This is a genomic window from Microbacterium sp. CCH5-D1, from assembly GCF_001557335.1.
Taxonomy (GTDB): domain Bacteria; phylum Actinomycetota; class Actinomycetes; order Actinomycetales; family Microbacteriaceae; genus Microbacterium; species Microbacterium oxydans.
The window spans coordinates 1-23558 of the sequence record NZ_LSJW01000087.1 but is presented as its reverse complement, the minus strand read 5'-3'; the positions used below and the strand labels follow the sequence as shown (position 1 = coordinate 23558).

At 66.7% G+C, this 23558-nt stretch carries 24 protein-coding genes; 15 read left to right on the top strand and 9 right to left on the bottom strand.

What is annotated here, in order from left to right:
* Positions 1-168, bottom strand: a 168-nt coding sequence (locus AX744_RS20230; protein WP_269454443.1) for a beta-ketoacyl synthase N-terminal-like domain-containing protein, incomplete at its 3' end; no start/stop codon positions are given.
* Entirely contained in the window at positions 165-1646 is a 1482-nt protein-coding gene (locus AX744_RS06070) for a class I adenylate-forming enzyme family protein (RefSeq protein WP_061015828.1), read from the bottom strand. The genes AX744_RS06070 and AX744_RS20230, both read right to left, overlap by 4 nt.
* 102 nt (positions 1647-1748) lie before the next feature.
* Between AX744_RS06070 and AX744_RS06065 the strand changes: the two genes are divergently transcribed.
* Positions 1749-2339, top strand: coding sequence for a biotin transporter BioY (locus AX744_RS06065; RefSeq protein ID WP_061015826.1), 591 nt, complete (start codon positions 1749-1751; stop codon positions 2337-2339).
* A gap of 185 nt (positions 2340-2524) precedes the next feature.
* On the opposite strand, the gene AX744_RS06060 is transcribed toward AX744_RS06065, so the two are convergent.
* Positions 2525-2878: a hypothetical protein gene (locus AX744_RS06060; RefSeq protein ID WP_061015824.1), complete on the bottom strand. Its 354-nt coding sequence runs from the start codon at positions 2876-2878 to the stop codon at positions 2525-2527.
* A gap of 31 nt (positions 2879-2909) precedes the next feature.
* Here AX744_RS06060 and AX744_RS06055 point away from each other — a divergent pair, with 31 nt between their 5' ends.
* Together AX744_RS06055 and AX744_RS20225 are read left to right on the top strand one after the other, a co-directional pair.
* Entirely contained in the window at positions 2910-5330 is a 2421-nt protein-coding gene (locus AX744_RS06055; RefSeq protein WP_061015822.1) for an RHS repeat-associated core domain-containing protein, read from the top strand.
* A gap of 1242 nt (positions 5331-6572) precedes the next feature.
* Positions 6573-7232, top strand: coding sequence for a hypothetical protein (locus AX744_RS20225; protein WP_157543527.1), 660 nt, complete (start codon positions 6573-6575; stop codon positions 7230-7232).
* A 91-nt stretch (positions 7233-7323) separates the two neighbouring features.
* Here the strand turns inward: AX744_RS20225 and AX744_RS21795 are convergent, their stop codons facing one another.
* Positions 7324-7881: a DUF2510 domain-containing protein gene (locus AX744_RS21795; protein WP_157543526.1), complete on the bottom strand. Its 558-nt coding sequence runs from the start codon at positions 7879-7881 to the stop codon at positions 7324-7326.
* A 210-nt stretch (positions 7882-8091) separates the two neighbouring features.
* Between AX744_RS21795 and AX744_RS06045 the strand changes: the two genes are divergently transcribed.
* The 6 genes from AX744_RS06045 to AX744_RS06020 all read left to right on the top strand — a co-directional run bounded on the left by AX744_RS06045 (position 8092) and on the right by AX744_RS06020 (position 13364).
* Positions 8092-9528, top strand: a complete 1437-nt coding sequence (locus AX744_RS06045) for a dihydrolipoyl dehydrogenase family protein (RefSeq protein ID WP_061015820.1) — start codon at positions 8092-8094, stop codon at positions 9526-9528.
* Between the two features lie 161 nt (positions 9529-9689).
* Complete coding sequence (locus AX744_RS06040; protein ID WP_061015819.1) at positions 9690-9992, top strand: DUF427 domain-containing protein; 303 nt, start codon at positions 9690-9692, stop codon at positions 9990-9992.
* Between the two features lie 100 nt (positions 9993-10092).
* Positions 10093-10965, top strand: a complete 873-nt coding sequence (locus tag AX744_RS06035; RefSeq protein WP_061015817.1) for an ABC transporter ATP-binding protein — start codon at positions 10093-10095, stop codon at positions 10963-10965.
* A complete protein-coding gene (locus AX744_RS06030; protein WP_061015815.1) occupies positions 10962-11645 on the top strand; it encodes an ABC transporter permease in 684 nt (227 codons plus the stop codon). Before AX744_RS06035 ends, AX744_RS06030 begins: the two co-directional genes overlap by 4 nt.
* Positions 11642-12367: an ABC transporter permease gene (locus tag AX744_RS06025; RefSeq protein ID WP_061015814.1), complete on the top strand. Its 726-nt coding sequence runs from the start codon at positions 11642-11644 to the stop codon at positions 12365-12367. The genes AX744_RS06030 and AX744_RS06025 overlap by 4 nt, the downstream gene beginning before the upstream one ends.
* An 82-nt stretch (positions 12368-12449) precedes the next feature.
* Positions 12450-13364, top strand: a complete 915-nt coding sequence (locus tag AX744_RS06020) for an ABC transporter substrate-binding protein (RefSeq protein WP_058630856.1) — start codon at positions 12450-12452, stop codon at positions 13362-13364.
* A gap of 59 nt (positions 13365-13423) precedes the next feature.
* Here AX744_RS06020 and AX744_RS06015 read toward each other — a convergent pair whose 3' ends face one another.
* Entirely contained in the window at positions 13424-14656 is a 1233-nt protein-coding gene (locus tag AX744_RS06015; RefSeq protein ID WP_061015811.1) for an AI-2E family transporter, read from the bottom strand.
* Between the two features lie 63 nt (positions 14657-14719).
* Between AX744_RS06015 and AX744_RS06010 the strand changes: the two genes are divergently transcribed.
* Positions 14720-15019, top strand: a complete 300-nt coding sequence (locus AX744_RS06010) for a chorismate mutase (RefSeq protein WP_021200128.1) — start codon at positions 14720-14722, stop codon at positions 15017-15019.
* A 162-nt stretch (positions 15020-15181) separates the two neighbouring features.
* On the top strand, positions 15182-16348 hold the full coding sequence (locus AX744_RS06005; RefSeq protein WP_061015809.1) for an ROK family protein: 1167 nt from the start codon (positions 15182-15184) through the stop codon (positions 16346-16348).
* A gap of 95 nt (positions 16349-16443) precedes the next feature.
* Here AX744_RS06005 and AX744_RS19950 read toward each other — a convergent pair whose 3' ends face one another.
* The 4 genes from AX744_RS19950 to AX744_RS05990 are packed head-to-tail and all read right to left on the bottom strand — an operon-like array spanning position 16444 to position 19869.
* Positions 16444-16683 (bottom strand): DUF2283 domain-containing protein, encoded by a 240-nt coding sequence (locus AX744_RS19950; protein ID WP_082738423.1) that lies wholly within the window; start codon positions 16681-16683, stop codon positions 16444-16446.
* A 6-nt stretch (positions 16684-16689) separates the two neighbouring features.
* On the bottom strand, positions 16690-17619 hold the full coding sequence (locus tag AX744_RS06000; protein ID WP_171011063.1) for a carbohydrate ABC transporter permease: 930 nt from the start codon (positions 17617-17619) through the stop codon (positions 16690-16692).
* 2 nt (positions 17620-17621) lie between these two features.
* Entirely contained in the window at positions 17622-18593 is a 972-nt protein-coding gene (locus tag AX744_RS05995) for a carbohydrate ABC transporter permease (RefSeq protein ID WP_046748081.1), read from the bottom strand.
* Between the two features lie 31 nt (positions 18594-18624).
* Positions 18625-19869 (bottom strand): extracellular solute-binding protein, encoded by a 1245-nt coding sequence (locus AX744_RS05990; protein ID WP_061015807.1) that lies wholly within the window; start codon positions 19867-19869, stop codon positions 18625-18627.
* Positions 19870-20162: 293 nt separating this feature from the next.
* On the opposite strand from AX744_RS05990, the gene AX744_RS05985 reads away from it, so the two are divergent.
* From AX744_RS05985 to AX744_RS05970, 4 genes are all read left to right on the top strand, one after another.
* Positions 20163-21059 (top strand): SIS domain-containing protein, encoded by an 897-nt coding sequence (locus AX744_RS05985; RefSeq protein WP_061015805.1) that lies wholly within the window; start codon positions 20163-20165, stop codon positions 21057-21059.
* A 24-nt stretch (positions 21060-21083) separates the two neighbouring features.
* Positions 21084-22076, top strand: coding sequence for an ROK family protein (locus AX744_RS05980; protein ID WP_197429162.1), 993 nt, complete (start codon positions 21084-21086; stop codon positions 22074-22076).
* Positions 22073-23017: a 1-phosphofructokinase family hexose kinase gene (locus tag AX744_RS05975; protein WP_061015804.1), complete on the top strand. Its 945-nt coding sequence runs from the start codon at positions 22073-22075 to the stop codon at positions 23015-23017. The genes AX744_RS05980 and AX744_RS05975 overlap by 4 nt, the downstream gene beginning before the upstream one ends.
* A partial coding sequence (locus tag AX744_RS05970) for a class II fructose-bisphosphate aldolase (RefSeq protein ID WP_197429161.1) occupies positions 23014-23558 on the top strand: 545 nt, incomplete at its 3' end. The genes AX744_RS05975 and AX744_RS05970, both read left to right, overlap by 4 nt.

Here is a 23558-nt window from a genome sequence, read left to right as displayed (position 1 = left end):
GCCGACTACTCCGCCGACCTGCACCGGCCCGGAACCTTCGAGCTCAGGCGGAAGCCGCGTGATGCCGCTTCGTCCGGCGCGGACTGACGCCCACATGCTCGGCGCGGTGAGACCACTCGGGGTGATGGCGCCGATCCCGGTGACGACGACAGACCTCTCGACGCTCACGATGGCCTCCGCCCGAGCGCCACGAGATCGGCAACCGCGCTGCGACGAATCTTGCCGCCGGAGGTTCGTGGGAACTCCGGTAGGCGGTGCCAGCGGCGTGGCACGGATGCCGGAGGGAGCCGGTCCCTCGCCCACGTGCGCAATGTCGCTGCCGGTGGCGCATCGCCTTCGACGACCAGGATGATCCGCGTGCCGAGGCGGTCGTCACTCTCGGCGATCACGCAGATGTCGCCGAGGCCCGGCATCCCGTCGAATGCGCGTTCCACTTCGTCGAGGGCGACGGTATGCCCGCCGGTGGTGACGACATCTCCGCTTCTGCCGGCGAACGAGAAGTCCCGGCCCCGCAGTCGCCCCTGATCGTGCACGCTCGCCCAGCCGTCGGCATCCGTCAACGACGCGGAAGTCGTTCCCGGCAGGTAGCCGGTCGAGCACGAGGGGGAGCGCACCCAGAGCGTGCCGAGCTCGCCGGGTGCCAGATCATCGCCGTCGTCGTCGCGCACCCGGGCTTCCACCTGCGGGTAGAGCCGGATGCGTCCGTCGCCGGCGCGGTCGTCGCCGATGAAGCCGAGTTCGCCGGTGCCGAAGTAACTGAGCGTCCGGGTGCGGGGGAGTGCGTCGGACACTCTGGCTCGAGCCGACGCCGAGAGCGTGGCGCCTCCCGTGACGATCAGCTCGATGCCGTCGTACCTTCCCGGGTTGCGCCTCGCGGCGTCGGCGAGGGCGGCAGCCGCCGCCGGAACAGTGACCACTCGCGTGATGCGTTCGTCCCGCGCGCGGGGGGTGAGCCACAGGTCGTCGAGACGGTCGGCGACGTGCAGCTCGCCGCCGGAGGCGAGAACCTCGAACAGTGTGTAGAGAGTCAGGCTGTACGACATCGGGCCCGGTGCGAAGGTCGCGACGCGGTTGCTCGCACCCAGATATGTGCGCGAGACATCGATGTTCGCGGTGTACTGCGCGCGGGTCTTGAGGAAGGGCTTCGGTCGTCCTGTCGTACCGGATGAGGTGAGCAGCAGGAATGGGGCATCGTCGGCAGGATCATCGGGGTCGGCATAGGCGAGTGATCCGGAGTTCTCGAGGTCAGCGAGCCCGAGGATCAGACCCGGCCAGCCGCTCGCATCCAGCGCGGTTCGCAGCGCAGCGACATCAGTGATCACCGCCACCGCGCCGGTGGATGTGATCAGCTGCGTCTGCAGTGACACCGGCCAGTGCGCATCCACGACGCTGAGGATGCGATACCCCGCCTCCATCGCGACGACGGTGCGTGCGGTGTCGAAAGCCCGGCTCAGACAGATGGCGACGACGGGCGGCGGCGTCGAAAGACCGGGTGAATCCGCCCGCGCCGAGTGGGCTGTGAGCAGGCGCTCGAGAGACGCCGAAATCCGCCGCGACTCGGTGTGGAGCTCGCCATAGGTCACGCCGGCATCGTGGTCGACGATGGCCGGCCGAGCGGGGTCTTCGACGGCGACACGGCGCAGCATCGGGGAGAAGGACGTGATGGCTCCTGGGGCGGGTTTGCGTGGAGAGGATGGCGTCCCTATTCTAATGAACACCGTTCAAGTGAACGGTGTTCAGGAGGATTCATGACAACGTCGCGCGCCACAGACGCCAGCGCATCGCTCGGACGCATCGCGGTGTTCGCCGCCCTGATCATCGTGCTCGGCGCGGTGATCGTGCCTCTGCCCGCCGGGGTGCCCATCACCGCGCAGACCCTCGGTGTCATGCTCGCAGGGCTCGTGCTGGGTCCGCGCCTCGCGCCTCTCGCCATCCTCCTCGTGCTCGTGCTCGCCGCCGTCGGGCTGCCCGTGTTGGCGGGCGGTCGTGGAGGACTCGGAGTGTTCGTCGGCCCGAGCGCCGGGTACCTCATCGGTTGGATCGCCGGCGTCGTCGTGATCGGCCTGCTCATGCGCACGGGGCGCTTCACCTGGTGGCGCTCCGCGATCGCGGCACTGGTCGGCGGTGTGTTCGTCGTCTACGCGTTCGGCACCCCCGTGCAGGCTCTCGTGACCGGCGTGCCCCTCGGACCCACGGCGCTGTCGAGCCTCGCGTTCCTGCCCGGCGATCTGATCAAGGTGACCGCGGCCACGCTCGTCGTCGTCGCGCTCCGGCGCGCCTACCCGCGGGCCTTCGCCGACGGTGTGCGGGTGCGGGAGCCTGCGAGAGCGGTGGCGTAGGCGTCACCGCCGCGTACCGGCCGCTCGCGGAGGGGTGAAGGCTCCGACCCCGACGGCCTCGCGCTGACGACGTCGACGACGTTCGAGCAGCCGGGTGCGGCCGGGTGGCTCAGGCGTCTGACCCGCACGCTCCCCGCCGGTGGGGCAGCAGGCGCACCGGCGACGGCCAAGAGCACCAGCACCTACTACGGCGATATCAACAGCGCCCCGGCTGTGTGCGGCCTTCCGGCGGGGACCAAACAGTTCGGTCTCCTCAAGTCCACGACGGGACCGACCCCGGCAACGGGCACGCCGATCACCACGGAGTACGCGTATGACGCGTGGGGTCGCACGGTGGGGACGAAGACCAGCGGCGACACAGCGTGGTCGTGCACCGGGTACGACGGCCGGGGCAAGGTGATCTCCACGACGGTCGCCGGTCCTTCGGGCGTGGCGACGATCTCGAGCACGACAACGGAGTCGACACGAGTGACGAACGGTGGATACACCACCGTCACGAGTGGGGTAGCGGTCGCAGGGTCGCCGAACGGCTCGACCATCACGACCGTCTCCGACCTGCTCGGTCGGGTCGTGAGCTACACGGATGTGTGGGGCACGGTGACCACGCCCACATACGACCCCGCATCCGGGCGTGTGACGCAGATCTCGACGACTCCGGCCAGTGGTGCGGCGTCGGTGACGGCGTACACGTATGACGCCGACGGCAAGGTGAAGACGGTCACGGTCGATGGGCAGCAGCTCGCGTCGGTGACGTATGACGCTTTGCAGCGGTTGAAGCAGATCGCGTATCCGGATGGTTCGGCGTTGAACAGCGTGAGCCGTGATGCGGCGGAGCGGGTGATCGGCCAGGAGTGGCTGGTCGGCGGTCAGGTCGTGTCGGATGCTGTCGTGCGTTCGCAGTCGGGCCGTGTGGTGAAGCAGCAGTCGTCGACGGGATCGACGTCGTATTCGTCGACGTACGGGTATGACACGGCGGGACGGCTGGTGTCGGCGGCCATTCCCGGGCACAAGCTCACGTATGGGTTCGGGTCGTCGGGTGGGTGCGGTCCGAATGCGGCGGCGGGCATGTCCGGCAACCGGACGGGTTCGACGGATGTGTGGACGGCGCCGGGTCAGGCGGCCGTGACCACCACGACGAAGTTCTGCTTCGACTGGGCGGACAGGCTACTGTCCTCGACAGTCACGGGGGCGGTCCCGGGTGCGACGACTGTCGCGGATGGTCTGTCGGCGTCGGAGGTCGTGTACGACGGGCGGGGGAACACGGTTCGTCTGGGTGACATGCAGTTCTCGTACGATGCCGCGAACCGGCACATCGGGACGACGTATGACGATGGGACGACGGTGCGGATCGTGCGGGATGCGACCGGGCGTATGGCATCGCGGACGATCGATCCGGCGGGTGCGGAGCCGGCGGTGACGACGAGCTACCTGTATGCGGCGGGTGGTGATGCGGCGTGGGGGCAGAGGTCTGGTGCAGGTTTGACGCGGACCGTCGGGCTGCCGGGTGGCGTGTCGTGGACGAACCAGGCGGGGGAGGTGACGTGGTCGTTCCCCGGGTTGGGTGGGCACGGCTTGGTGACGCGCACCGGCACGACGACAAGCGGGTTGTTGTTGTGGGATCCGTTCGGTCAGCCGGTGGACCCGGTCACGTTCGCGATCGGGACGGTCGCGTCGGATGGCACCGGGCAGGTCGCGGGGAACACCCTCTGGCATCAGGGGGCGTTGAAGCCCGCGGAGTCGGCGGGTTCGGCTCTGGTGGTGGAGATGGGGGTGCGGTTGTATGTCCCCGCCCTCGGACGGTTCCTGCAAGTCGACCCCATCGAAGGTGGTGGGGCGAACGACTACTCCTGGCCCACCGACCCCATCAACGGACACGACCTGACGGGAGAGAAGTGGTCGATCGAGAAGCCTGCGCAAGCCACGACGAAGGTGGCAAATCCGGCATCGAAGCAAAGCCGTCCCGTTCCACGCCCGACTAAACCCCTTCGTTGGGGCTACTTCATCCTGTCGAATTTCGGCGCAGCCATGAATGTGGCTGGTTTTGTGTCCGGGGCGATCAGCACGGGGCTCGCGGTCGCGGCGATAACCGTGAAGGCGCCGCCGCTCGCAGTGCCATTGCTCGGACTGGCATCGCTGGCTGGTTACGCCTCGACAGCATTTACGACAGTCGGTGTTCTGGCAGACTGCATTGCTCACAAATGGGACGCGATTTGTGGTCTTGGAGTTGCAGGCGCGGCAACGGCGGCTATCATCGGAATAGTCGGGGGTCCCGTAGGCGGAATCTTAGGCGGCGGAATATTCGGCACCATCACCGGGGGCGCAATGTTCCTGACCTCGTTGCCTGGCGCGGCGAAGAGGCCTGAGATAGATTGGTACTCTTTCGAGAGTATGAACATTTTGCAGAGAACCCCGTACGGGCCCACGACAACATTCGGACGCAATTTCGCGAGCGTCGGAGCGCTCATCCTAGGTGTGGGTTGCACAGCGCTTCCGGGGCTGCAGGGATCCCCCCTCCCAAGTGTGCTGTTCTTTGGTGCAATTGGGCTCTGCCTCGTTGGATCGTTTTTCTTTCATGTCTATCGGTGGAGGAACGTCGTCAGGAAGGCTCATACTTCATCCACGGCAGCCGGTGCGCGCGGAGCTTTTGCCTTCATTCAGGCCAGGCGTGAGAGTTCAAGGGGACCGAGCAAGCGCATGCACTCGGGGTGGTTGCTGATTTTAGACGATCGAATTGCGGTTAGATCACAGCGTACGTCGAAGCGAAGTGAGGAGTTCGATATGTGCGCTGATATTCGTTTTAAAGCTATTGAGAGCGTTTCCCGCAGTGAAACGACGAGCATCTCCTATACCGAACTTGCGATCACTACACATTCCGGAGATAGATGGCTTTTTATGCTCGCGCCGAGAAGCGGTTCTGGCTGGCACGGTCCGAGCGAAAAGGAAACCGAATTTGCTGCTACTCTTATCATGCAAGCGGTTAAAGCGCAGTAGCTTTTGCCGGAGCTCCGTGAGAGAGTATGCGGTTTATCGGTTCAGGACAAGCGCGCGGATGATGTCGACTGTCGGAGCCGGTTTTCACCCCGGCCTTCAGGTGGTTCGACACAGCTAGAGGACCGCGACAGCTTGCGTCGGTGTCGCATGACGGTTGCACCGATTGCAGGAGGGCGCGCACCCGGGTGGGCCGGCTTTGAGCAGGGCGGGTTTGGCGCGGAGTGTGGGCCTGCAATCCCTGGGTTCCTAGGAGGTCTGTAATGAAATTTGCAAATGGCATAGGATGGTTTCTATTCTTGATGATTCGCGGAATAGCCCTTTGGGCATTGATTCCGATCGCGACTCTTGCATGGCTGTTAATAAGGTCACGAAAGCTCTCAAGCGCACGCCACGCGCTTCCGTGGACGCGAATTTTCGCGCGCGAATGGGACCAGTCGGAGTCCGCTGACCTTGCAGGTGCGCGTGTGCAGACTCACTCGTCGACGTCGACGTCGACGTCGCCGTCAACGAACGCCTGGGCGGCTCGACGAACCTCCGCGTGACGATCATTTCGGATCGCAGCAACAGGCGACTGTTCCGCCAGCAGCGGGTTACCACCGATGAACCAACGGCGGCAACGCCGGCACCCTCGGCCTCCTCAACCTCTCGCCAGATCTGATGCGCGAACTGCAGCCTGTTCCACGCCGCCGCCCGAGACTCTGCGCCGTCCGGCAGGGTTGGACGAAGTCAGCATGCCGAGTCCATCAGGCTGGCTTCGATCGATGGACGGAGCAGCCAAGAGACCTTAGTCGGTTGGCAGGGCGTTGTCTGTAGGCCGAACGTCCTACAGACACGGAGCTTGCGGGTCGGCGATGCTATAGCTTCCAGTTACTCAGGGAGACAGCTCATGACGAAGAAGTTCTTGACAGTATCGTCACGCGGGGCGAAGGCGCTGATAGCCGAGGACGGTCACCAGGTCGAAAGTGATACATTTCATTTATGATGGTGTGGATCGTGTACTTGGAAGAAACTCCTGGTTTCATCGGCGTTTTTGACGTCGAAAGCGACGCGTACGAATTCCAGGAAAAGTATGCGGCTGATAGCGGACTCTCAGTTCTGCTTACCCCTGTCTCTGTGCCTTATCGGGTCGCAGGAACAGATGGGCCTCTTTACTCGCAGTAAACGCTACGACTCTCCTACCGCGCGTCAAGCGGCTCGAGTGTCTAGCGGAAGTTTTAGTTGACTAGAAATAGGTATTCAAAGATGAGACACCGTCACCACCGTAAGTTCGGTTTTATTATCGCTGGATCTTTGATCCTCGGGATCGTAGCAGCCGGCGGCAGCCCGGCTTACGCGGCATCATCAGGGAACGACGCGCCCGACCTCCCGCCACTCACAGCGGTGAGCTCGGCGGACGTTCCCGACGAGTACCTCGTCTACCCGGATGGAACACCACTTCCTGCTGATGCGGTGGTGATGACGGACGCGGAGATGGATGCACTTGGTTCGGACACGAGCATCGGCGCTCCTGAATCGACGCCAGGTGCGACCACGAGAGCGACGGTAGTAGGAAATTGTCATTTTGCGGTGGGACAGATGTGGAAGAGATCATCCGGACAGGGGTTCCCCTCCGGTTCAGTGGGCGCGAAGCCAGCAATCTCTAGTTGTTGGGGAGCCGTCACCAAGACGTACATCAGGTCCATCGTTTTCATGCATAACGGGTGGCTCTGGGTTCCGGTTACTGAAGCCTTCGAGAGTTTTGGCACGTGGAACATGGTGCAAAAGAGTGTCCAGTACAAATGCAATGGGACCGGGCAGCACACGTTCCGCGTTGTCTCGTATTTCAAAGCCTCTGGGGCCAAGGATGTCACCGCTGCGTCAGCTCAGCTCAGCTCCGGCGATTACAAGCTCCAGTGCGGCTAAAGAACTGTCTGATCTCATGACGCGGTGAGCAATCGCTGCACTGAACCGCGAGCTGGCCCGTCACCCTCGAACCCGTCACCGTCATCTCGGACTACGAACGACGACTGCTCTCGAACAAGACGCTCGTCCACGCACTCGAGTCCGCATCAGCGGGAGTCGAGCGAGGCAAGATCGTCCCGGCTGAACGTCGACACGTCGCCGCTGACCAGCAATACGAAGAAGGCCCACGTTCGCACGTGGGCCTTCTTCGTGTTGCGGCGCGACGGGTGAGCCCCGCAACTTGCAGGGCGACACGGTACTGCCAGGTAGCCCACAGCGTCGCGGCGGCGGTCATCGACAGGGTCGCCAGTGCGTTACCGACAATCCAGGTCCAGTCATACAGGTGGAGAGTCTCGACGGCCGAGGTGTTCCCATCGAGGTAGCTGGTGAGCGCCGTGATACCCATAGCCTCGACGCCAACGAGCACGAGTGCCAGAACACCGCAGACGATGACCATGACCTGGGTCGCAGTGGCGAGCTTGGTGATCGTCCGCAAAGCGGCCTGTTCGCTCCGTGGTGGCAGCCGGCTGGCGCCATCCCACCACCGTGTGGCCTCGGTGCCATCCGGTGCCGGATACCAACCCGGCGGGGGAGTGATCGCAGTGCTCATCGGCGGGCATCCTCGGAGATCGTGCGGCTAATAGCGCGCGAAGTGGATCTGCGCCCGGGGCCTCCGCCGCCGATCGAAACAACGAACCACACTCTATGGCCTGCCGCAGCCCCTCCTCGCGCCACGCCGAAGGGAACAACTCACCCGTGACTCGGCGTTGCTCATGAGCGAGACTGGGCCACGTAACCGGCTCACGGAGAGGTGCGACGCATGAACGCTGCGGAGAAGACCGACGAGTACGACCTGATCGTGTTGGGCGGTGGTCCGGTGGGCGAGAACGTCGCCGACCGAGCCGTGCAGGGCGGGCTCACCGCGATCATCGTGGAGAGCGAGCTCGTCGGGGGTGAATGCTCCTACTGGGCGTGTATGCCGTCGAAGGCATTGTTGAGGTCGGCGCAGGCGCTCCGTGCCGCGCAGCACGTGGGCGGTTCGTCCCAGGCGGTGACCGGAAAGCTGGACGTGCGGGCCGTGTTCGACCGCCGCGACTCGTTCACCAGCAACTGGTCGGACGACGGTCAGGTCAAATGGCTCGACTCGGCCGGCATCGACCTGGCCCGCGGCCACGGCCGCATCACGGGTGAGCGCGAAGTCACGGTGACGGATGCCGATGGCGCCCAGCGCGTGCTCACGGCGCGGCACGCTGTCGCCATCAGCACCGGATCGGATGCCGTCATCCCGCCTATCGATGGACTCCGCGATGCCACACCGTGGACGAGCCGGGAGGCCACCAGCGCCGAAGAGCTGCCCGACAGCCTGGCGGTGATCGGCGGAGGGGTTGTGGCCGTCGAGATGGCGACCGCCTATGCCGCACTCGGCTCGAAGGTCACGGTGATCGCCCGCAGCGGTCTGCTCGGCGGGATGGAGCCCTTCGCGGGCGAACGTGTCGCCGCGGGCCTCAAGGAGCTCGGTGTCGACGTGCGCACCGGCACGGGCACCACATCCGTGCGCCGCGGCGCGGACGGCGTGACCATCACCCTCGACGGCGGCGAGGAGATCACCGCGACCGAGGTGCTGGCCGCGACGGGTCGCTCGCCCCGAAGCGGTGACATCGGCCTCGACGTCGTGGGCCTGGAACCCGGTCGCTGGATCGACGTCGACGACACGCTCCGCGTCCCCGGATCCGACTGGCTCTACGCGGTCGGCGACGTCAACGGTCGCGTGCTCCTCACCCACCAGGGCAAGTACCAGGCGCGCGCCGCCGGCGATGTGATCGTCGCCCGCGCCAAGGGCGAAGATGTCGACGACGCCCCGTGGGGTCGTCACATCGCGACCGCCGACCAGGCCGCCGTCCCGCAGGTCACATTCTCGATCCCCGAGGTCGGATCGGTGGGGCTCACCGAGGCTCATGCGACGAAGGCCGGCATCGCGGTGAAGGCCGTCGACTACGACCTGGGCTGGGTCGCTGGCGCGAGCCTCTACGAAGACGGATTCGAAGGCCAGGCGCGACTCGTGGTCGACACCGACCGCGACGTCGTGATCGGTGCGACGTTCGTCGGACCCGAGGTGGCGGAACTGGTGCACGCGGCGACCGTGGCGATCGTCGGCGAGGTGCCGATCGCCCGCCTCTGGCACGCGGTGCCGTCGTACCCCACGATCAGCGAGATCTGGCTACGACTGCTGGAGGGGTACGGTCGCGACTCCGCCTGATGGACGTCAGGGCTTGATCTCGCGATCAGGGGCAATCCGTTCGAGTGATCGCGTCGAACAGGATCCGGATTGTTTCTCATATTGACGAGCGCGGCGCAACCCTCACCCACGATGTCGCACCCGTCTTATACGCTCATACCCACATCCGAGGAGGCAGGACCATGAAGGCTGTACTCGCAGGAACCGTCATCGCCGAAGCTGACGAGAGCGATCTCGCCCGCATCGAGGGGAACTGGTACTTCCCACCGGCGTCCATCACGCCCGGCGTGCTCGTCGAGAGCCCCACGCCCTACACCTGTCCCTGGAAGGGGGCTGCTCAGTACTACTCGGTGCAGACCGACGGCGAGCTCCACACCGACTACGCCTGGTCGTATCCGAACCCCTACCCCTCGGCGTTCGATCGGGTGGGCAAGGACTTCTCCGGGTTCGTGGCCTTCGATCCGCGCGTCGAGGTCGGCCCGTAGACATCTGAAGAGCCCCGTAGGCATCTGAAGAGCCCCGTAAGTATCAGAAGAGCACAGACTCGTCCGCTCGCACATCGATCGACCGACTGGAGACCAGCCCATGATCGAGTTCCGCAACGTCACCAAGCGCTTCCCCGGCGGCGCCCTCGCCGTCGACGACTTCAGCCTCGTGCTGCCCTCGCGCAAGACCACGGTGTTCGTCGGCTCGTCCGGCTGTGGCAAGACCACTCTGCTCCGCATGATCAACCGCATGGTCGAGCCGACTTCCGGCGAGGTCGAGATCGACGGCGAGAGCGTGCTCCAGGGCGACCCGGTGGCACTGCGCCGACGCATCGGCTACGTGATGCAGAACTCCGGCCTCATGCCGCACTTCACCGTGATCGACAACGTAGCCACCGTGCTGCGGTTGACCGGGGTGAAGAAGGGCCCGGCGCACCAGCGGGCGCGTGAGCTGCTCGACACGGTGGGTCTCGATCAGGCGCTCGCCGACCGCTACCCGAGCCAGCTCTCTGGCGGCCAGCAGCAGCGCGTCGGCGTGGCCCGCGGCCTCGCCGCCGACCCGAACATCCTGCTCATGGACGAGCCCTTCGGCGCGGTCGACCCCATCGTGCGAGCCGACCTGCAGCAGGAGACCCTGCGGCTGCAGCGAGAGCTCGACAAGACGGTCGTGTTCGTCACGCACGACATCGACGAGGCGTTCCTGCTCGGCGACCAGGTCGTCATCCTCGACAAGGGCGCCCGCATCGTGCAGGTCGGCAGCCCGAGCGAGATCATCGAGAACCCGGCAGACGATTTCGTCTCGGCGTTCATCGGCGCCGAACGCGGACGCCGTGCTCTGCATCTCAAGCAGACGCCGCACGGCACCGTGGTGGTCGACGGCGAAGGCCGCACGCAGGGGTCGATCATCGATGTGCCTGATGCTGTGGCCGACGCCCTCCTGAGCGAGGAGAGCGCGACGAAGGGCGCTCCGTGAACTGGATCGTCGACAATCTCGGCCTCATCCTCGAGCTGACCGCGATCCACCTGCAGCAGAGTGCGATCGCGATCGTGCTCGGCTTCGTGCTGTCGCTGCCGCTCGGGTGGCTCGCCTGGCGCTACCAGCTGGTGAAGGGACCGGTCATCGTCCTCACCGGGCTGCTCTACACGATCCCGTCGCTCGCACTGCTGATCCTCCTCCCGTCCGTCGCCGGGTATCCCGCTCGCAGCCCGATCAACCTCATCATCGGCCTCACGATCTACGCCGTCGCGATCCTCGTGCGGGCGGTGTCCGACGGCCTCGACTCGGTCGACCCCGCCATCCGCCAGTCGGCCACCGCGATGGGATACGGCGGCTTCCGCCGATTCTGGACCGTCGACTTCCCGCTCGCCGGTCCCGTGGTGCTCGCCGGTCTCCGCGTGGCAGCCGTGAGCACCATCTCCCTCGCCACGGTCGGCATCCTCGTCGGAGTGACCAACCTCGGCTACCTCTTCACCAACGGTCTGCAGCGACGCATCCTCGCCGAGGTCTTCGCCGGAGTGATCGCCGTCGTCGTGATCGCCCTCCTCATCGATCTGCTGCTCATGCTCCTGGGCCGCGCCCTCATGCCCTGGACCCGCGCCGCCAAGACGCCGTCCGCGGCGAAGCAGACCGCCGCACTGGGGGCCGCCGCATGAACGTCTTCACGGAAGCCTTCGCCTGGCTCTTCTCCCCCGACCGGTGGGTGGGCACCTACTCGCTGCCGGTCCTGTTCGGCCAGCACATGTACTACACGTTGATCTCGGTGCTGATCGCCGGCGTCATCGCGATACCGCTCGGGTGGCTCATCGGCCACACCGGCAAGGGCCGCGAGATCGCCGTCGCCGTGTCGGGTGCGGCGCGCGCCATCCCGTCGTTCGGCCTGATGGTGCTGCTCGTGCTGATCCTGGGTGTGCTGCGGGTGCCCGAGGCCGCGATCATCACGTTCGTGCTCCTCGCGATCCCCTCCCTCCTCGCCGGGGCCTACACCGGGCTCGAGGCCATCGACCGTCGCGTGCTCGACTCCGCGCGCTCGATGGGCATGACCGAGTGGCAGGTGTTCTGGAAGGTCGAGGTGCCCCTCGGGCTCCCGCTGCTGGTCGGTGGCATCCGCGCGGCCCTGCTGCAGGTGATCGCCACGGTCACCATCGCCGCGTACGTGAACCTCGGCGGCCTCGGTTGGCCGATCATCCAGGGCATTCCCCTGCGCAAGTTCGACCAGGTGCTCGGCGGCGCGATCCTCGTGGCCGTGCTCGCGCTGGTCGTCGACCTGATCTTCGCCCTCCTCCAGCACGCCGCCGTTCCCGCGGGCTTGCGCGCGCCGACCACGAAGCGCCGCTCCCGTGCAGCCGCCGCCACACCGGCACCGGCCACCGCCTGACGCGTACGACCGCCTGACACGCACCACAGCCGAAACACGTTCCACAGCCTCACCCCCGTTGTCCCAGAGAAGAGGAAGTCCCATGTTCACAGCACGGAAGTCACGTCTCGCCCTCGCCGGTGGAGCCGCGCTCGCCGCGGTGCTCGTCCTCGGCGGTTGCGCGAACAGCAACCCGCTCGACGCCCCGAGCGAAGGATCGAGCTCCGGCGGCGACACCATCGTCATCGGCTCGCAGGCCTACTACTCGAACGAGATCATCGCCGAGATCTACGCCCAGGCGCTCGAGGGCGCGGGCTTCGACGTCGACCGCCAGTTCAGCATCGGCCAGCGCGACGCCTACATGCCCGACGTCGAGTCCGGTGCGATCGACCTGTTCCCGGAGTACACGGGCAACCTGCTCGAGTACCTCGACAAGGACGCGACCGCCACGAGCCCGGACGACGTGTACGCGGCCCTGAAGGACGCGCTGCCCGACGGCCTGACCGCTCTCGACTACGCCGAAGCCTCCGACCAGGACACCTACACGGTGCTGAAGAGCTTCGCCGAGGAGAACGGCCTCACCACGATCGGCGACCTCTCCAAGGTGACCACCCCGGTCACGATCGGCGCCGCACCGGAGTTCGAGCAGCGCCCCTACGGCCCCGCGAAGGCCAAGGAGGTGTACGGCGTCGACCTCGGCTTCTCCGCGACCGGCCCGACCACGCTGGAGTCCCTGCTCGCCGGTGAGATCCAGGTGGCGGACATCTACTCGGCCGACCCGGCGTTCCAGACCGAGGACATCGTCGCGCTCGAAGACCCGGAGAACATCATCCTGGCCTCGAACGTCGTGCCGATCGCCTCGAGCGACGTCGCCGACGAGATCTCCGACGTGATCAACGCGGTCAGCAAGAAGCTCACCGCAGAAGAGCTCGTCGCCCTCAACGTGCAGAGCACGGTGGACCAGAAGTCGGCGGAGGACATCGCCAAGAAGTGGCTGTCCGACAACGACCTCAGCTGAGTCGCACAGACAGAAGCGCCCGGACCCGCACAGGGTCCGGGCGCTTCGTCGTTGCGGGGTCAGATCCTGGCGTCCTGCTTCGGCACGAGGACCTGCTTGATGATGATGAGGATCGACGCGGTCACCGGTACCGCCACCAGGGCACCGAGCAGACCGAGCAGGGTGCCTCCGGCCAGGGCCCCGATCACGACCAGCGAACCGGGGACCGACACCGCCTTGTTCATCACACGCGGGGTGATCACGTACGCCTCGATCTGCATGTAGACGAGGTAGATCGCCGCGAAGACCAGGGCGGCGATCGGGTTGGTGAACAGCGCGAGGCAGGTGCCGAGGATCCAGAACAGCACGGAGCCGACCAGAGGGATCAGCGTGATGCAGAAGGCGATCGCCGCCATCAGCGGCGGGAACGGCAGTCCGAGGAACAGGTACAGGAGGAAGGCCAGCGTCGCGTTGCAGAACGCCAGGATCACCATCCCCATCACATAACCGCCCACCGAGTCGGTGATCTGGTCGGCGATGTCTCCGGCGCGAGCCCGGTCGCGGGCCGGGGCGAGACGCAGCATCCCCTGCTTCATGGTGGGGAGCGATGCGAGGAAGTACAGCGTGAGGACGAGCACGACGATGGCGCCGGAGATGCTGGTGGCGATCGAGGCACCGACGGCGAGGGCGCCGCCGCCGATCGTGGCCAGGTTGCCGAAGTCGGTCAGGAACGACTGCACCTGGGCGACGAGGTCCTGGAACTGATCGCCGAACTGCGCTTCCAAGGTCGCGTAGATGTCGCTGTGGGTGAAGTCCTTGATCATGCCGGGCACGGACTGCACGAAGCTCACGATCTGATCGATCACCACGGGGACGATCATCCAGATCACCAGGGCGAACACGACGATGAGCGCGAGGATCGTGATGACGACCGAGATCACGCGGGAGAGACCGCGGCGCTCTAGGAAACGCACGGCGGGGTCGAGTCCGAGCGCACCGAACAGCGCCAGTGCGATGTAGATCAGCACCGTGGACAGGTTCGACAGCGCGAGACCGATCACGATCGCGCCCAGGCCGCCGAGAGTCACCAGGAACCCGAACACGAACGGACGATCGATGCGCGTCCAGAAGGAGCGGCTCGGCGTCGTCGGCTCGATCACGACCGGACGAGGCGAGTCGGCCGCCGACGCGATCACCGCGGCGGCGGGGTCGGATGCGGAGTGCCGACGGCGCCCGGGGGTCGGTGCGGCGGGAGCGGTGGCGGGTGCGTCCTCGTCGTGCGGCGCGGTTTCCGGCGACTCTTCGTTGCTCATGTGCTCACGATAGCGGTGGCCCGGATCGAAACCAGGTTGTCACGCGGCTCTAGAGTAGGGGGCATGACCGCCGCCGAAGACCCGAAGGCCGAACTGCTCCGTCTTCGTGCCACCATCGACAACATCGACGCCGCACTCATCTTCATGCTGGCGGAGCGCTTCCGCGCCACCCAGCAGGTCGGGCATCTGAAAGCGGAGCACGAGATGCCGGCGTCGGACCCGAACCGGGAGGAGCAGCAGGTCGCACGACTGCGTGCCCTCGCCGAGGAGGCGCACCTGGATCCGGAGTTCGCGGAGAAGTGGTTCAACTTCGTTGTCGCGGAGGTCATCCGCCACCACACCGAAGCGGCCGAGAGCCGCTGAGAAGGAGGTGCCGGACGGGCGACGGTGTGTGCAGCACTCGCCCGTCCGGAGCTTGAGGTTCATTGACCAACTAAGTTCAATGAATAAACTTAGGGAGAGACTACGGATCGCGCGGCGATCTGTCAACAGCTCGCAAGGAGCGAGCCTCGGAAACGGGAACACATGCTGAGCACGGATGACGGCCTCGACACCCAGGCGTCCGTTCGGCGTGCGAACCTGCGGCGGGCACTGCAGCTGGTCTTCCGGAACCCGGGAACGCAGACGCGCGCGGGCATCGCGCGCTCGACCGGTCTGACGGCCGCCACCGCGTCCTCACTGGTGGCCGAGCTCATCGAGAACCGGCTGATCGTGGAGGGGGAGCAGGCGGCGAGCACCGGCGGCAAGCGGGCGACCACCCTGAGCGTCGACGCGGATCACCACGTGATCCTGGTGCTGGTGATCCAGCCTCGTCATGCCGACATCGCCCTCGTCGCGCTCGACGGCACCGAGGTGGACGGCCGACGCGTGAACTACTCCGTGGAGAACCGCGACCGCACCCTCGACGATGCCGTCGCCACCGTGGCAGCGGAGTTCGGCGGTCGACTCCTCGCCGCCGGTGTGCAGCTGCCGGGCACCACCGACGGACGTGTGGTGCTCGAGAGCGTGCAGCTGAAGTGGCAGAACGTGCCCCTCGCGGAGCGGTTCGAGCGGGCGCTCGGTGCGCCGGTGCTGCTGATCAACGACGTCGACGCTGAGGCCATCGCCGAAGCCGGCATGGAGGAGTCGCCGTCCGGCTACCGGCTCTTCATCCACCTCGGTGGCGGCGTCGGTGCGGCCGTCACCCTCGACGGCGAGCTGGCACCGGGGCCCCGCGACCGTGCGGGGGAGATCGGGCACGTGCAGGTCGTGTTCGGCGAGGCGGCCCGTGCGTGCCGATGCGGTCAGCGCGGATGCCTCGAGTCGGCCGCCGCCCTGGGTGCGATGCTGGGCGAGGAGTTCTCCGACGCCATGGACGCGTCCGAGATCCGTGCGCTCGCCGCGCAGGCCGACGAAGAGCAGCTCGACGAGGGCGCACGTGCATTGGCCAGGGCTGTCAAGCTCATCAGCGCTCTGCTCGATCCGATCGAGGTGGTCATCGGGGGACCCGCGACCGAGCTCGGACCGCGCTTCCTCGACAGGGTGCGGGAAGAGACCGAGTACCCCGCTCGCGGGACCGCCCAGGTGCCGGTGCGCTACGCCGATCCTCGCGTGTCGCTCGCGGCCGGGGCGGCGCAGGCCGCCCTGACCTCGGCCTTGGGTGTGCGGTGGAACCCGGAGCAGCTGCGCGCCGCATCCACGTCGCGCAGCTAGGGCACCCGTTCCGAAAAGGGCAGGGCCGTCGCGACCTCCGGGATGAGGCGGCGACGACCCTGCTGTGGACCCGCGTGCGGTTTACCTAGACGTGATCAGGAAGGTTCGCTCGAGATGCGTTCGGCCCGATCAAGGTCATCTGATCGAAGAAGTTTCGATGCCTGAAGGATCTCGACACCGAGAAGATGCCCATCTGCATCGAAATCAAGGATGATCTCCCCCACTCCGTGAGGGTTTCGAATCTCCGGTACTTGTGCAACAGATTCCCCCGCTTGCACTTCGCGCCCGACCGTGAGGTAAGCGGCATCCACTTCGGGGTCATATCTGATGTGCATCAGCGGTCACTTCACGCTGCCGGCGGTCAGTCCGCCGACGAGGCGCTTCTCGATGAGCATGAACAGGATGACCACCGGCAGGATCGCGACGATCGAGACGCCGAACACGTACTGCCAGCTGGTCTCGTACTGACCGACGAACTTGGTCAGGGCGACCGACAACGGCTGGTTCTTGTCGGTCGACAGGATCACCAGCGAGGCGGCGAACTCGTTCCAGCACGCGACGAACGTGAAGACGATCGCGGTGACGATGCCCGGCCACACCAGCGGCAGGTTGATCTTGAACAGCACGGTGAAGCGTCCGGCTCCGTCGATCTGCGCGGCCTCGTCGACCTCCTTGGGGATGCCCGCGAAGAAGGAGTGCATGATCCACACCGCGAACGACAGGTTGAACGCCGCGTTGATGAAGATCATCGCCATCCAGGTGTCGCCGAGTCCGAGAACGGTGAACTGGCGGAACAGGCCGGAGGTCAGCACGGCCGGCTGCAGCATCTGTGTGACGATCACGAGGAACAGGAACACCATGCGGCCGGGGAACTTGAAGCGTGCCGTGTAGTACGCCGCCGGAAGTGACACCAGCAGCACGAGCAGCGTCGCGAACACGGCGATGACGATGGTCGAGATCAGGTTGTACGGCAGGGGCGTCTCGGGGGTGGACCACATCGAGATGTAGTTCTCCCAGTGCCACTCGGTCGGGAGGTAGGTGGGATCGACGGACCGGATCTGCGCCTTGGTCTTCACCGAGCCGAAGAACATGATCAGGTACGGCAGCACGAAGATCGCGAGCACCAGGAACCCGGCGACGGTGCGCAGGATCACGCGGGGCAGCGTCACCTGGTCTTCGGTGTAGCGGCGCTTGCGTCCGGGGGTCGGAGGGGTGGTGCGGCGGCCGCGGCCTCCCGCGGTGGTCACGAGCTCGGTCTCGGTCACGGTCATGATCAGACCTCCTTCATGGGCTTGACGATCTTCACGTACGCCGCGACGATCACGATGACGATGAGGAACGCCACCACAGAGAGGGCGCTCGCGACGTCGACCTTCTTCTGCAGCTCGATGTACTTGAAGATCAGGGTCATGATCGTGTCGGCGCCGTAACCCGGGATCGAGCCGGTCATCACCTTCAGGATCGGCAGCGAGTTGAACACGTTGATGATGTTGATGAGGATCGCCACGGCCAGGGCGCTGCGCAGTTGGGGCAGCACGATCGACCAGTAGGTGCGCGCGGGGCCGGCGCCGTCCATCTTCGCGGCTTCGATCGCATCGGCCGGGACCGACTGGAGCCCGGCGAGGATCGTGTACGTGGTGAAGGGAAGCGACACGAAGATCGCGATCACGATCGACCAGGTGAAGGCCGTCGCAGGGTTCTTCGTCCAGCCGTAGCCCACCGCGTCGTCGGAGAGCCCGATGTCGTAGAGGAACTTGTTGAAGATGCCGAAGTACGGTTCGAGGCTGTAGTAGAACACCATGGTCGTCATCACGACGGAGGCGGCCCACGGCACGATCACGGCCATGCGCACGAGCTGACGCCCGGGGAAGGCCTTGTTCAGGATCTGCGCCAGACCGAGCGAGATCACCACCGTGAGGGTCACCACCGCGACCACCCACACGATCGTGCGGAAGAAGATCGGCCAGAACTCGGTGAAGGTGAAGACCGTCACGAAGTTGTCGAAGCCCACCGAGCCCTTGTCGAGGCCGGACAGGGAGATGTCGCGCGTGGAGTTGAAGAACATCACCCCGGCGGGGAACAGCACCACGCCGAAGATGAGAAGCAGCGCCGGTGCGATCCAGGGCAGCGCCTGGAGGAGGTCCTTTCCGCCCGGCCGGCCGCGCGTGGCATCCGGGGTCTTCGGAGTGCGGGGGCGGCTGCTCGCCGCCCCCGCGAGGTTCGAGGACTCTGTCTTCTGGCTCATTCGGGTACCCGAACCTCTCCGATCAGCGGGCTCAGCCCGCGTCGACCTGTGCCTGGATCTCGGTCAGCACGTCCTGCGCCGGCTTCGACTGCAGCTGGCCGAACAGCGACTTGAACGCACCGTCGGCGGCGGACCACTTCGGGTTCGTCGACGGGTAGAACTGCGCGTCGGGCAGCACGTCGAGGAACGGCTTGAGGGCCTCCTCGCCGGAGAGCTGCTCGGCGCCGGACTTGGTGACGGGGAGGAAGCCCTCGGCCTGCACCCACGGCACGTACACGTCTGCCGAGTAGTAGTAGTCGAAGAACTTGGTGATCGCTTCCTTCTTGTCGTCGTCGTTCTGGAACGCCATCAGCTGGTCCATGACGCCGAGCGTGAACGGCGAGCCGTCCTTCGTCGGGATCGGGACGATGGAGTAGTCCAGGTCGGGGTTGTTCTCCTCGATCTGGCCGACCGTCGGCGGGAGGCCGACCTGCATGCCGATCTTGCCCTGGATGAAGATGTCCATCAGCGGGGAGCGCTGGGTGGACCCGGGGTCGGCCTGGGTCGCGCCGGCGTCGATCATCTTCTTGATCTGCTCGGCTCCGACCAGGTTCTCCGGGGTGTCGATCGTGATCTCCGACGCGTCGCCGAACGATCCGCCGCCGCCCCACAGCCACACGGCGGCCTCGGCCTGAGCCTCTTCCGATCCGAGCGGCATGCCGTATCCGGCGACTCCGCCCCCGAGCGCGGAGACCTTGGTCGCGGCGTCGAGCAGCGAGTCCCAGTCGGTCGGCGCCTCGACACCGGCCTGGGAGAGGAGCGCGTTGTTGACGAACAGGGCGCGAGCCGAGGCGATCAGCGGCAGGGCGTACGCGGTGCCGTCGACCTCGGCGTTCTTGAGGAACGACTCCTGGAAGTCCGAGTAGGTGTCGTCCGAGACGACGTCCTTCGTCGGGTAGAGCAGCTCATCGCCGACGAAACCCGCGAAAGGCCCGCCGTTGTAGATGTCCGGTGCCTCGCCGGCCTGGATCTTGGTGGAGACGACCTTCTCGAGGTTGTCCCACGACTGCACCTCGAGCTTGACCTTGATGTCGGGGTTGGCCTTCTCGAACCCGTCGATCACGGTCTCCCAGTTGGCCTTGGTGCCGTCGGAGTAGCTCGGGACGAGGAGGTCGAGCGTGGTGGATCCTTCCGCGTCGCCGCTGTCGCCGGAAGAACCGCCGAACCCGCACGAAGCGAGCGAGAGCGTGGCGACGGCCGCAATGGCGGCGGCGCCGAACCGCAGTGACTTCTTCATGTGTATTGCATTCCTCACTGTGATGTCCGAACCCTCGGCGGCGGGGCCGCGTCGGGAGGGGGGTGTGGTGCACAGTCGCAAGCACATCACGCGACAGTGCGTGGGTGACCGCTTCGCCGGGAGGCAACCGCGATCGTTCAAGCCGGGGCTCGGGTGGAACTTGTCCGATTATTTGTCAGGAGAACAAACAAATCAAGGTAAAGCTGTTGACGACTCGATTCGACGCCATACTATGATCGAATCAAGCGTGAAACGATCACAAGTATGCAACATATCGCCAGAAAGGCACCTCGATGACTGAATCGCTGCCCGGCGCACACATGCGCGAAGAGCTCAACTCCCAGCCCGAGATGTGGACTCGGGCCGCAGACCTGAAGGCCGAGCAGGCGCTGCTCCCCGCTTCCGGTGCCCGGATCGCCGTCGTGGGCTGCGGTACCTCGTGGTTCATGGCGCAGTCGTACGCGGCGCTGCGCGAGTCCGCCGGCCACGGCGAGACCGACGCGTACGCGGCATCCGAGGCCTTCCTCGACCGCGGGTATGACGCCGTCGTCGCCCTGACCCGCTCAGGGACCACCAGCGAGGTGCTCGAGCTCGTCGAGCGCATCAAGGGGCGCATCCCCACGGTCGGCGTGATCGGAGACCCGGACTCGCCGCTGGTCTCGCTGGTCGACGACGTCGTGCTGCTGCCGTTCGCCGACGAGAAGTCGGTGGTGCAGACCCGTTTCGCCACCACGGCCCTCGCCCTCTTCCGCGCCTCGCTCGGTGAGGACCTCTCCGGCGCCATCGCCGACGCCGAGGCCGTGCTCGCCGAGGACGGCGACGACGAGCTGCGCGACGCGGAGCAGTACACGTTCCTCGGTCGCGGCTGGACCATCGGCCTCGCCCACGAGGCCGCGCTGAAGCTGCGCGAGTCGTCGCAGTCATGGACGGAGGCGTACCCGTCGATGGACTACCGCCACGGTCCGATCGCGATCGCGGCCCCGGGCCGCGTCACCTGGCAGTTCGGCGAGGCGCCCGACGGCCTCTCGGCGCAGGTCGAGGCCACCGGTGCCCGGTTCGAGCAGCGGGCGATCGACCCGCTCGCCGACCTCGTGCGCCTGCACCGCACCGCACTCGACCGGGCCGTCGCCCGAGGCCTCGACCCCGATCAGCCCCGCAACCTCACGCGATCCGTCATCCTGGATGCATGACGCAACCCGCCGCCGGAGCCGACCATGACCCGAGCTGACGGGACGACCGACGTCCCCGACGTCGAGCGGGATGCCGCAGGGGAGAAGCTCGCCGCCGTGCGGACTCTCGGCGGCGGCGCGCCCGTGCTGGCGTTCGACGTGGGCGGCACCGACATCAAGTCGGCCCTGTTCGATGCCGACGGCACGGCTCTCGGGCTGCGCCGCACGCCCACGCCGATCGCCGAGGGCGATCGCACGCAGGTGCTCCTCGACCGCCTCGAGGTGCTGGCGGGAGAGCTCCGCGCCGCGCACCCCGACGTCGTGCCGCAGGCCGTGGGGCTCGTCGTCCCGGGGATCGTCGACGCGGATGCCGGGCTGGGGGTGTTCGCGAGCAATCTCGGATGGCACGACTCTCCGTTGCGCGATCTGGCCGCAGAGCGTCTCGGGCTCCCCGTGGCGTTCGATCACGACGTGCGTGCGGCGAGCTGGGCGGAGCGACGACTCGGCGGTGCGCGTGACTACGCCGATGCGGTGGTGCTCGTGATCGGAACCGGGATCGCGGGCGCCCTGCTCGTCGGGGGCGTCCCGTACACCGCGGGAGGATATGCGGGCGAGATCGGGCACTCCCCGATCGCGGACGGGCCGATCTGCGCGTGCGGCGCTCGCGGCTGCCTGGAAGCCGTCGCCTCGGCCGGAGCCATCGCCCGTCGCTATCAGGAGGCGACGGGAATCTCCCCCGAGGGGGCGAAGGACGTGATCGCGCGCGCGGCGGCGGGCGATGAGACCGCTGCGGAGATCTGGAACTCGGCACTCGACGCTCTGACGATGTCGCTGGCTCAGCTCACCGCCGTCGTGGCGCCGGAGGCCGTGGTGATCGGAGGCGGGCTGTCGCGTGCCGGTGGTGCGCTCTTCGACGAGCTGCGCACGCGCTTGGCCGCGCGGCTCAGCTTCCACCGCATCCCCGCTCTGGTCCCGGCCGAGCTCTCCGGCAACGCGGGTCTGCTGGGTGCCGCGCTTCGAGCTCGGGAGCTCACGTGATCCTCACCGTCACCCCCAACCCCGCACTCGATCTCACCTGGCGCGTCGACCGACTCGTCGAAGGGGGAACGCACCGCGCGGACCCCGGAGCGGCGCGCGCGGGTGGCAAGGGGCTCAACGTCGCCCGCGTGGCCCATGCCGAAGGGACCGAGGTGCTCGCGGTCACCACCGTGGGCGGTCGGGTCGGCGAGGAGTTCGCGGAGGAGCTGCGGGCGAGCGGCGTGCCGCACGCCCTGGTGCCGGTCGCCGCCGAGACCCGTCGCAGCATCGCGGTGGTCGATGCGGCACTCGGAGACACCACGATCATCAACGAACGCGGCGTGAATCCGACCGACGTGGAGTGGGCGGCACTGCTTGCCGAGGTGGTCGAACGGCTCGCGGGCACCCGGGTGCTCGTCGTTTCCGGCAGTCTGCCGCCCGGTGCGCCCGAGTCGTTGATCCCCATGCTCATCGCGGTGGGAAGGGATGCCGGCGTGCCGGTGATCGTCGATACCTCCGGCCCTGCTCTGCTGCTCGCCGCCGACGCCGGAGCACGCGTGCTCAAGCCGAATGCGGCCGAGCTGGTCGAGGCCACCGGCATCGCCGACCCGGTCGACGGAGCCCGATCCCTCATCGCCAGGGGCGCGGAGCTCGTGCTGCTCTCGCTCGGCGCCGAGGGCATGCTCGCCGTGACCGGGACCGAGCTCGTGCACGCGCGCCTGGACGAGCCGCTCTCCGGCAACCCGACGGGTGCGGGCGATGCCGGTGTCGCAGCGTGCGCCGTGTTGTACGCCGCCGGGGTGCGCGACCCCGAGCAGATCCTCCGCCGTGCAACGGCATGGTCCGCCGCCGCGGTGCTCACGCCACTCGCGGGCGACATCTCCTCACGCTGGACCGAGCTCGAACAGCACTTGCGCATCTCGCGCCCCGACCCTGAATCCTTCCGGAAGGACCCCTCGTGACCCTCGTCTCCGCTCGCGACCTCGTCTCCGCGGCATCTGCTGCCGGCACGGGCATCGGCGCTTTCAACGTGATCCATCTCGAGACGGCGGAGGGCTTGGTTCGGGCAGCCGCGCTCGCACAGCTCCCCGTCATCCTGCAGATCTCCCAGAACTGCGCCGACTATCACGGTGGGCTCGAACCCATCGCCCTGGCGACTCTCGCGGTGGCACGGCGCGCGCAGACCCCCGTTGCTGTGCACCTCGACCACGCCGAGCGGCCGGAGCTCGTCGACGAGGCCATCGCGCTGGGCTTCGGCTCGGTCATGTTCGACGGCGGGGCGCTGCCCTACGACGACAACGTGGCGCTCACGGCGGCGGTCGCGGCGCGTGCGCACGAGGCCGGCGTGTACGTCGAGGGTGAGCTCGGCGAGGTGGGGGGCAAGGACGGAGCCCATGCGCCCGGTGTGCGCACCGACCCCGACGAGGCGCGGGCATTCGTGGCAGCGACGGGAGTGGATGCTCTCGCGGTCGCGGTGGGCTCTTCGCACGCGATGACCGACCG

Excerpts from the sequence above, each read along its gene's own strand:
- AX744_RS06070 (WP_061015828.1), bottom strand. The coding sequence starts at position 1,646 with ATGCTGCGCCGTGTCGCCGTCGAAGACCCCGCTCGGCCGGCCATCGTC.
- AX744_RS06065 (WP_061015826.1), top strand. The coding sequence starts at position 1,749 with ATGACAACGTCGCGCGCCACAGACGCCAGCGCATCGCTCGGACGCATC.
- AX744_RS06060 (WP_061015824.1), bottom strand. The coding sequence starts at position 2,878 with ATGGTCGAGCCGTTCGGCGACCCTGCGACCGCTACCCCACTCGTGACG.
- AX744_RS20225 (WP_157543527.1), top strand. The coding sequence starts at position 6,573 with ATGAGACACCGTCACCACCGTAAGTTCGGTTTTATTATCGCTGGATCT.
- AX744_RS21795 (WP_157543526.1), bottom strand. The coding sequence starts at position 7,881 with ATGAGCACTGCGATCACTCCCCCGCCGGGTTGGTATCCGGCACCGGAT.
- AX744_RS06045 (WP_061015820.1), top strand. The coding sequence starts at position 8,092 with ATGAACGCTGCGGAGAAGACCGACGAGTACGACCTGATCGTGTTGGGC.
- AX744_RS06040 (WP_061015819.1), top strand. The coding sequence starts at position 9,690 with ATGAAGGCTGTACTCGCAGGAACCGTCATCGCCGAAGCTGACGAGAGC.
- AX744_RS06035 (WP_061015817.1), top strand. The coding sequence starts at position 10,093 with ATGATCGAGTTCCGCAACGTCACCAAGCGCTTCCCCGGCGGCGCCCTC.
- AX744_RS06025 (WP_061015814.1), top strand. The coding sequence starts at position 11,642 with ATGAACGTCTTCACGGAAGCCTTCGCCTGGCTCTTCTCCCCCGACCGG.
- AX744_RS06020 (WP_058630856.1), top strand. The coding sequence starts at position 12,450 with ATGTTCACAGCACGGAAGTCACGTCTCGCCCTCGCCGGTGGAGCCGCG.
- AX744_RS06015 (WP_061015811.1), bottom strand. The coding sequence starts at position 14,656 with ATGAGCAACGAAGAGTCGCCGGAAACCGCGCCGCACGACGAGGACGCA.
- AX744_RS06010 (WP_021200128.1), top strand. The coding sequence starts at position 14,720 with ATGACCGCCGCCGAAGACCCGAAGGCCGAACTGCTCCGTCTTCGTGCC.
- AX744_RS06005 (WP_061015809.1), top strand. The coding sequence starts at position 15,182 with ATGCTGAGCACGGATGACGGCCTCGACACCCAGGCGTCCGTTCGGCGT.
- AX744_RS19950 (WP_082738423.1), bottom strand. The coding sequence starts at position 16,683 with ATGCACATCAGATATGACCCCGAAGTGGATGCCGCTTACCTCACGGTC.
- AX744_RS06000 (WP_171011063.1), bottom strand. The coding sequence starts at position 17,619 with ATGACCGTGACCGAGACCGAGCTCGTGACCACCGCGGGAGGCCGCGGC.
- AX744_RS05995 (WP_046748081.1), bottom strand. The coding sequence starts at position 18,593 with ATGAGCCAGAAGACAGAGTCCTCGAACCTCGCGGGGGCGGCGAGCAGC.
- AX744_RS05990 (WP_061015807.1), bottom strand. The coding sequence starts at position 19,869 with ATGAAGAAGTCACTGCGGTTCGGCGCCGCCGCCATTGCGGCCGTCGCC.
- AX744_RS05985 (WP_061015805.1), top strand. The coding sequence starts at position 20,163 with ATGACTGAATCGCTGCCCGGCGCACACATGCGCGAAGAGCTCAACTCC.
- AX744_RS05980 (WP_197429162.1), top strand. The coding sequence starts at position 21,084 with ATGACCCGAGCTGACGGGACGACCGACGTCCCCGACGTCGAGCGGGAT.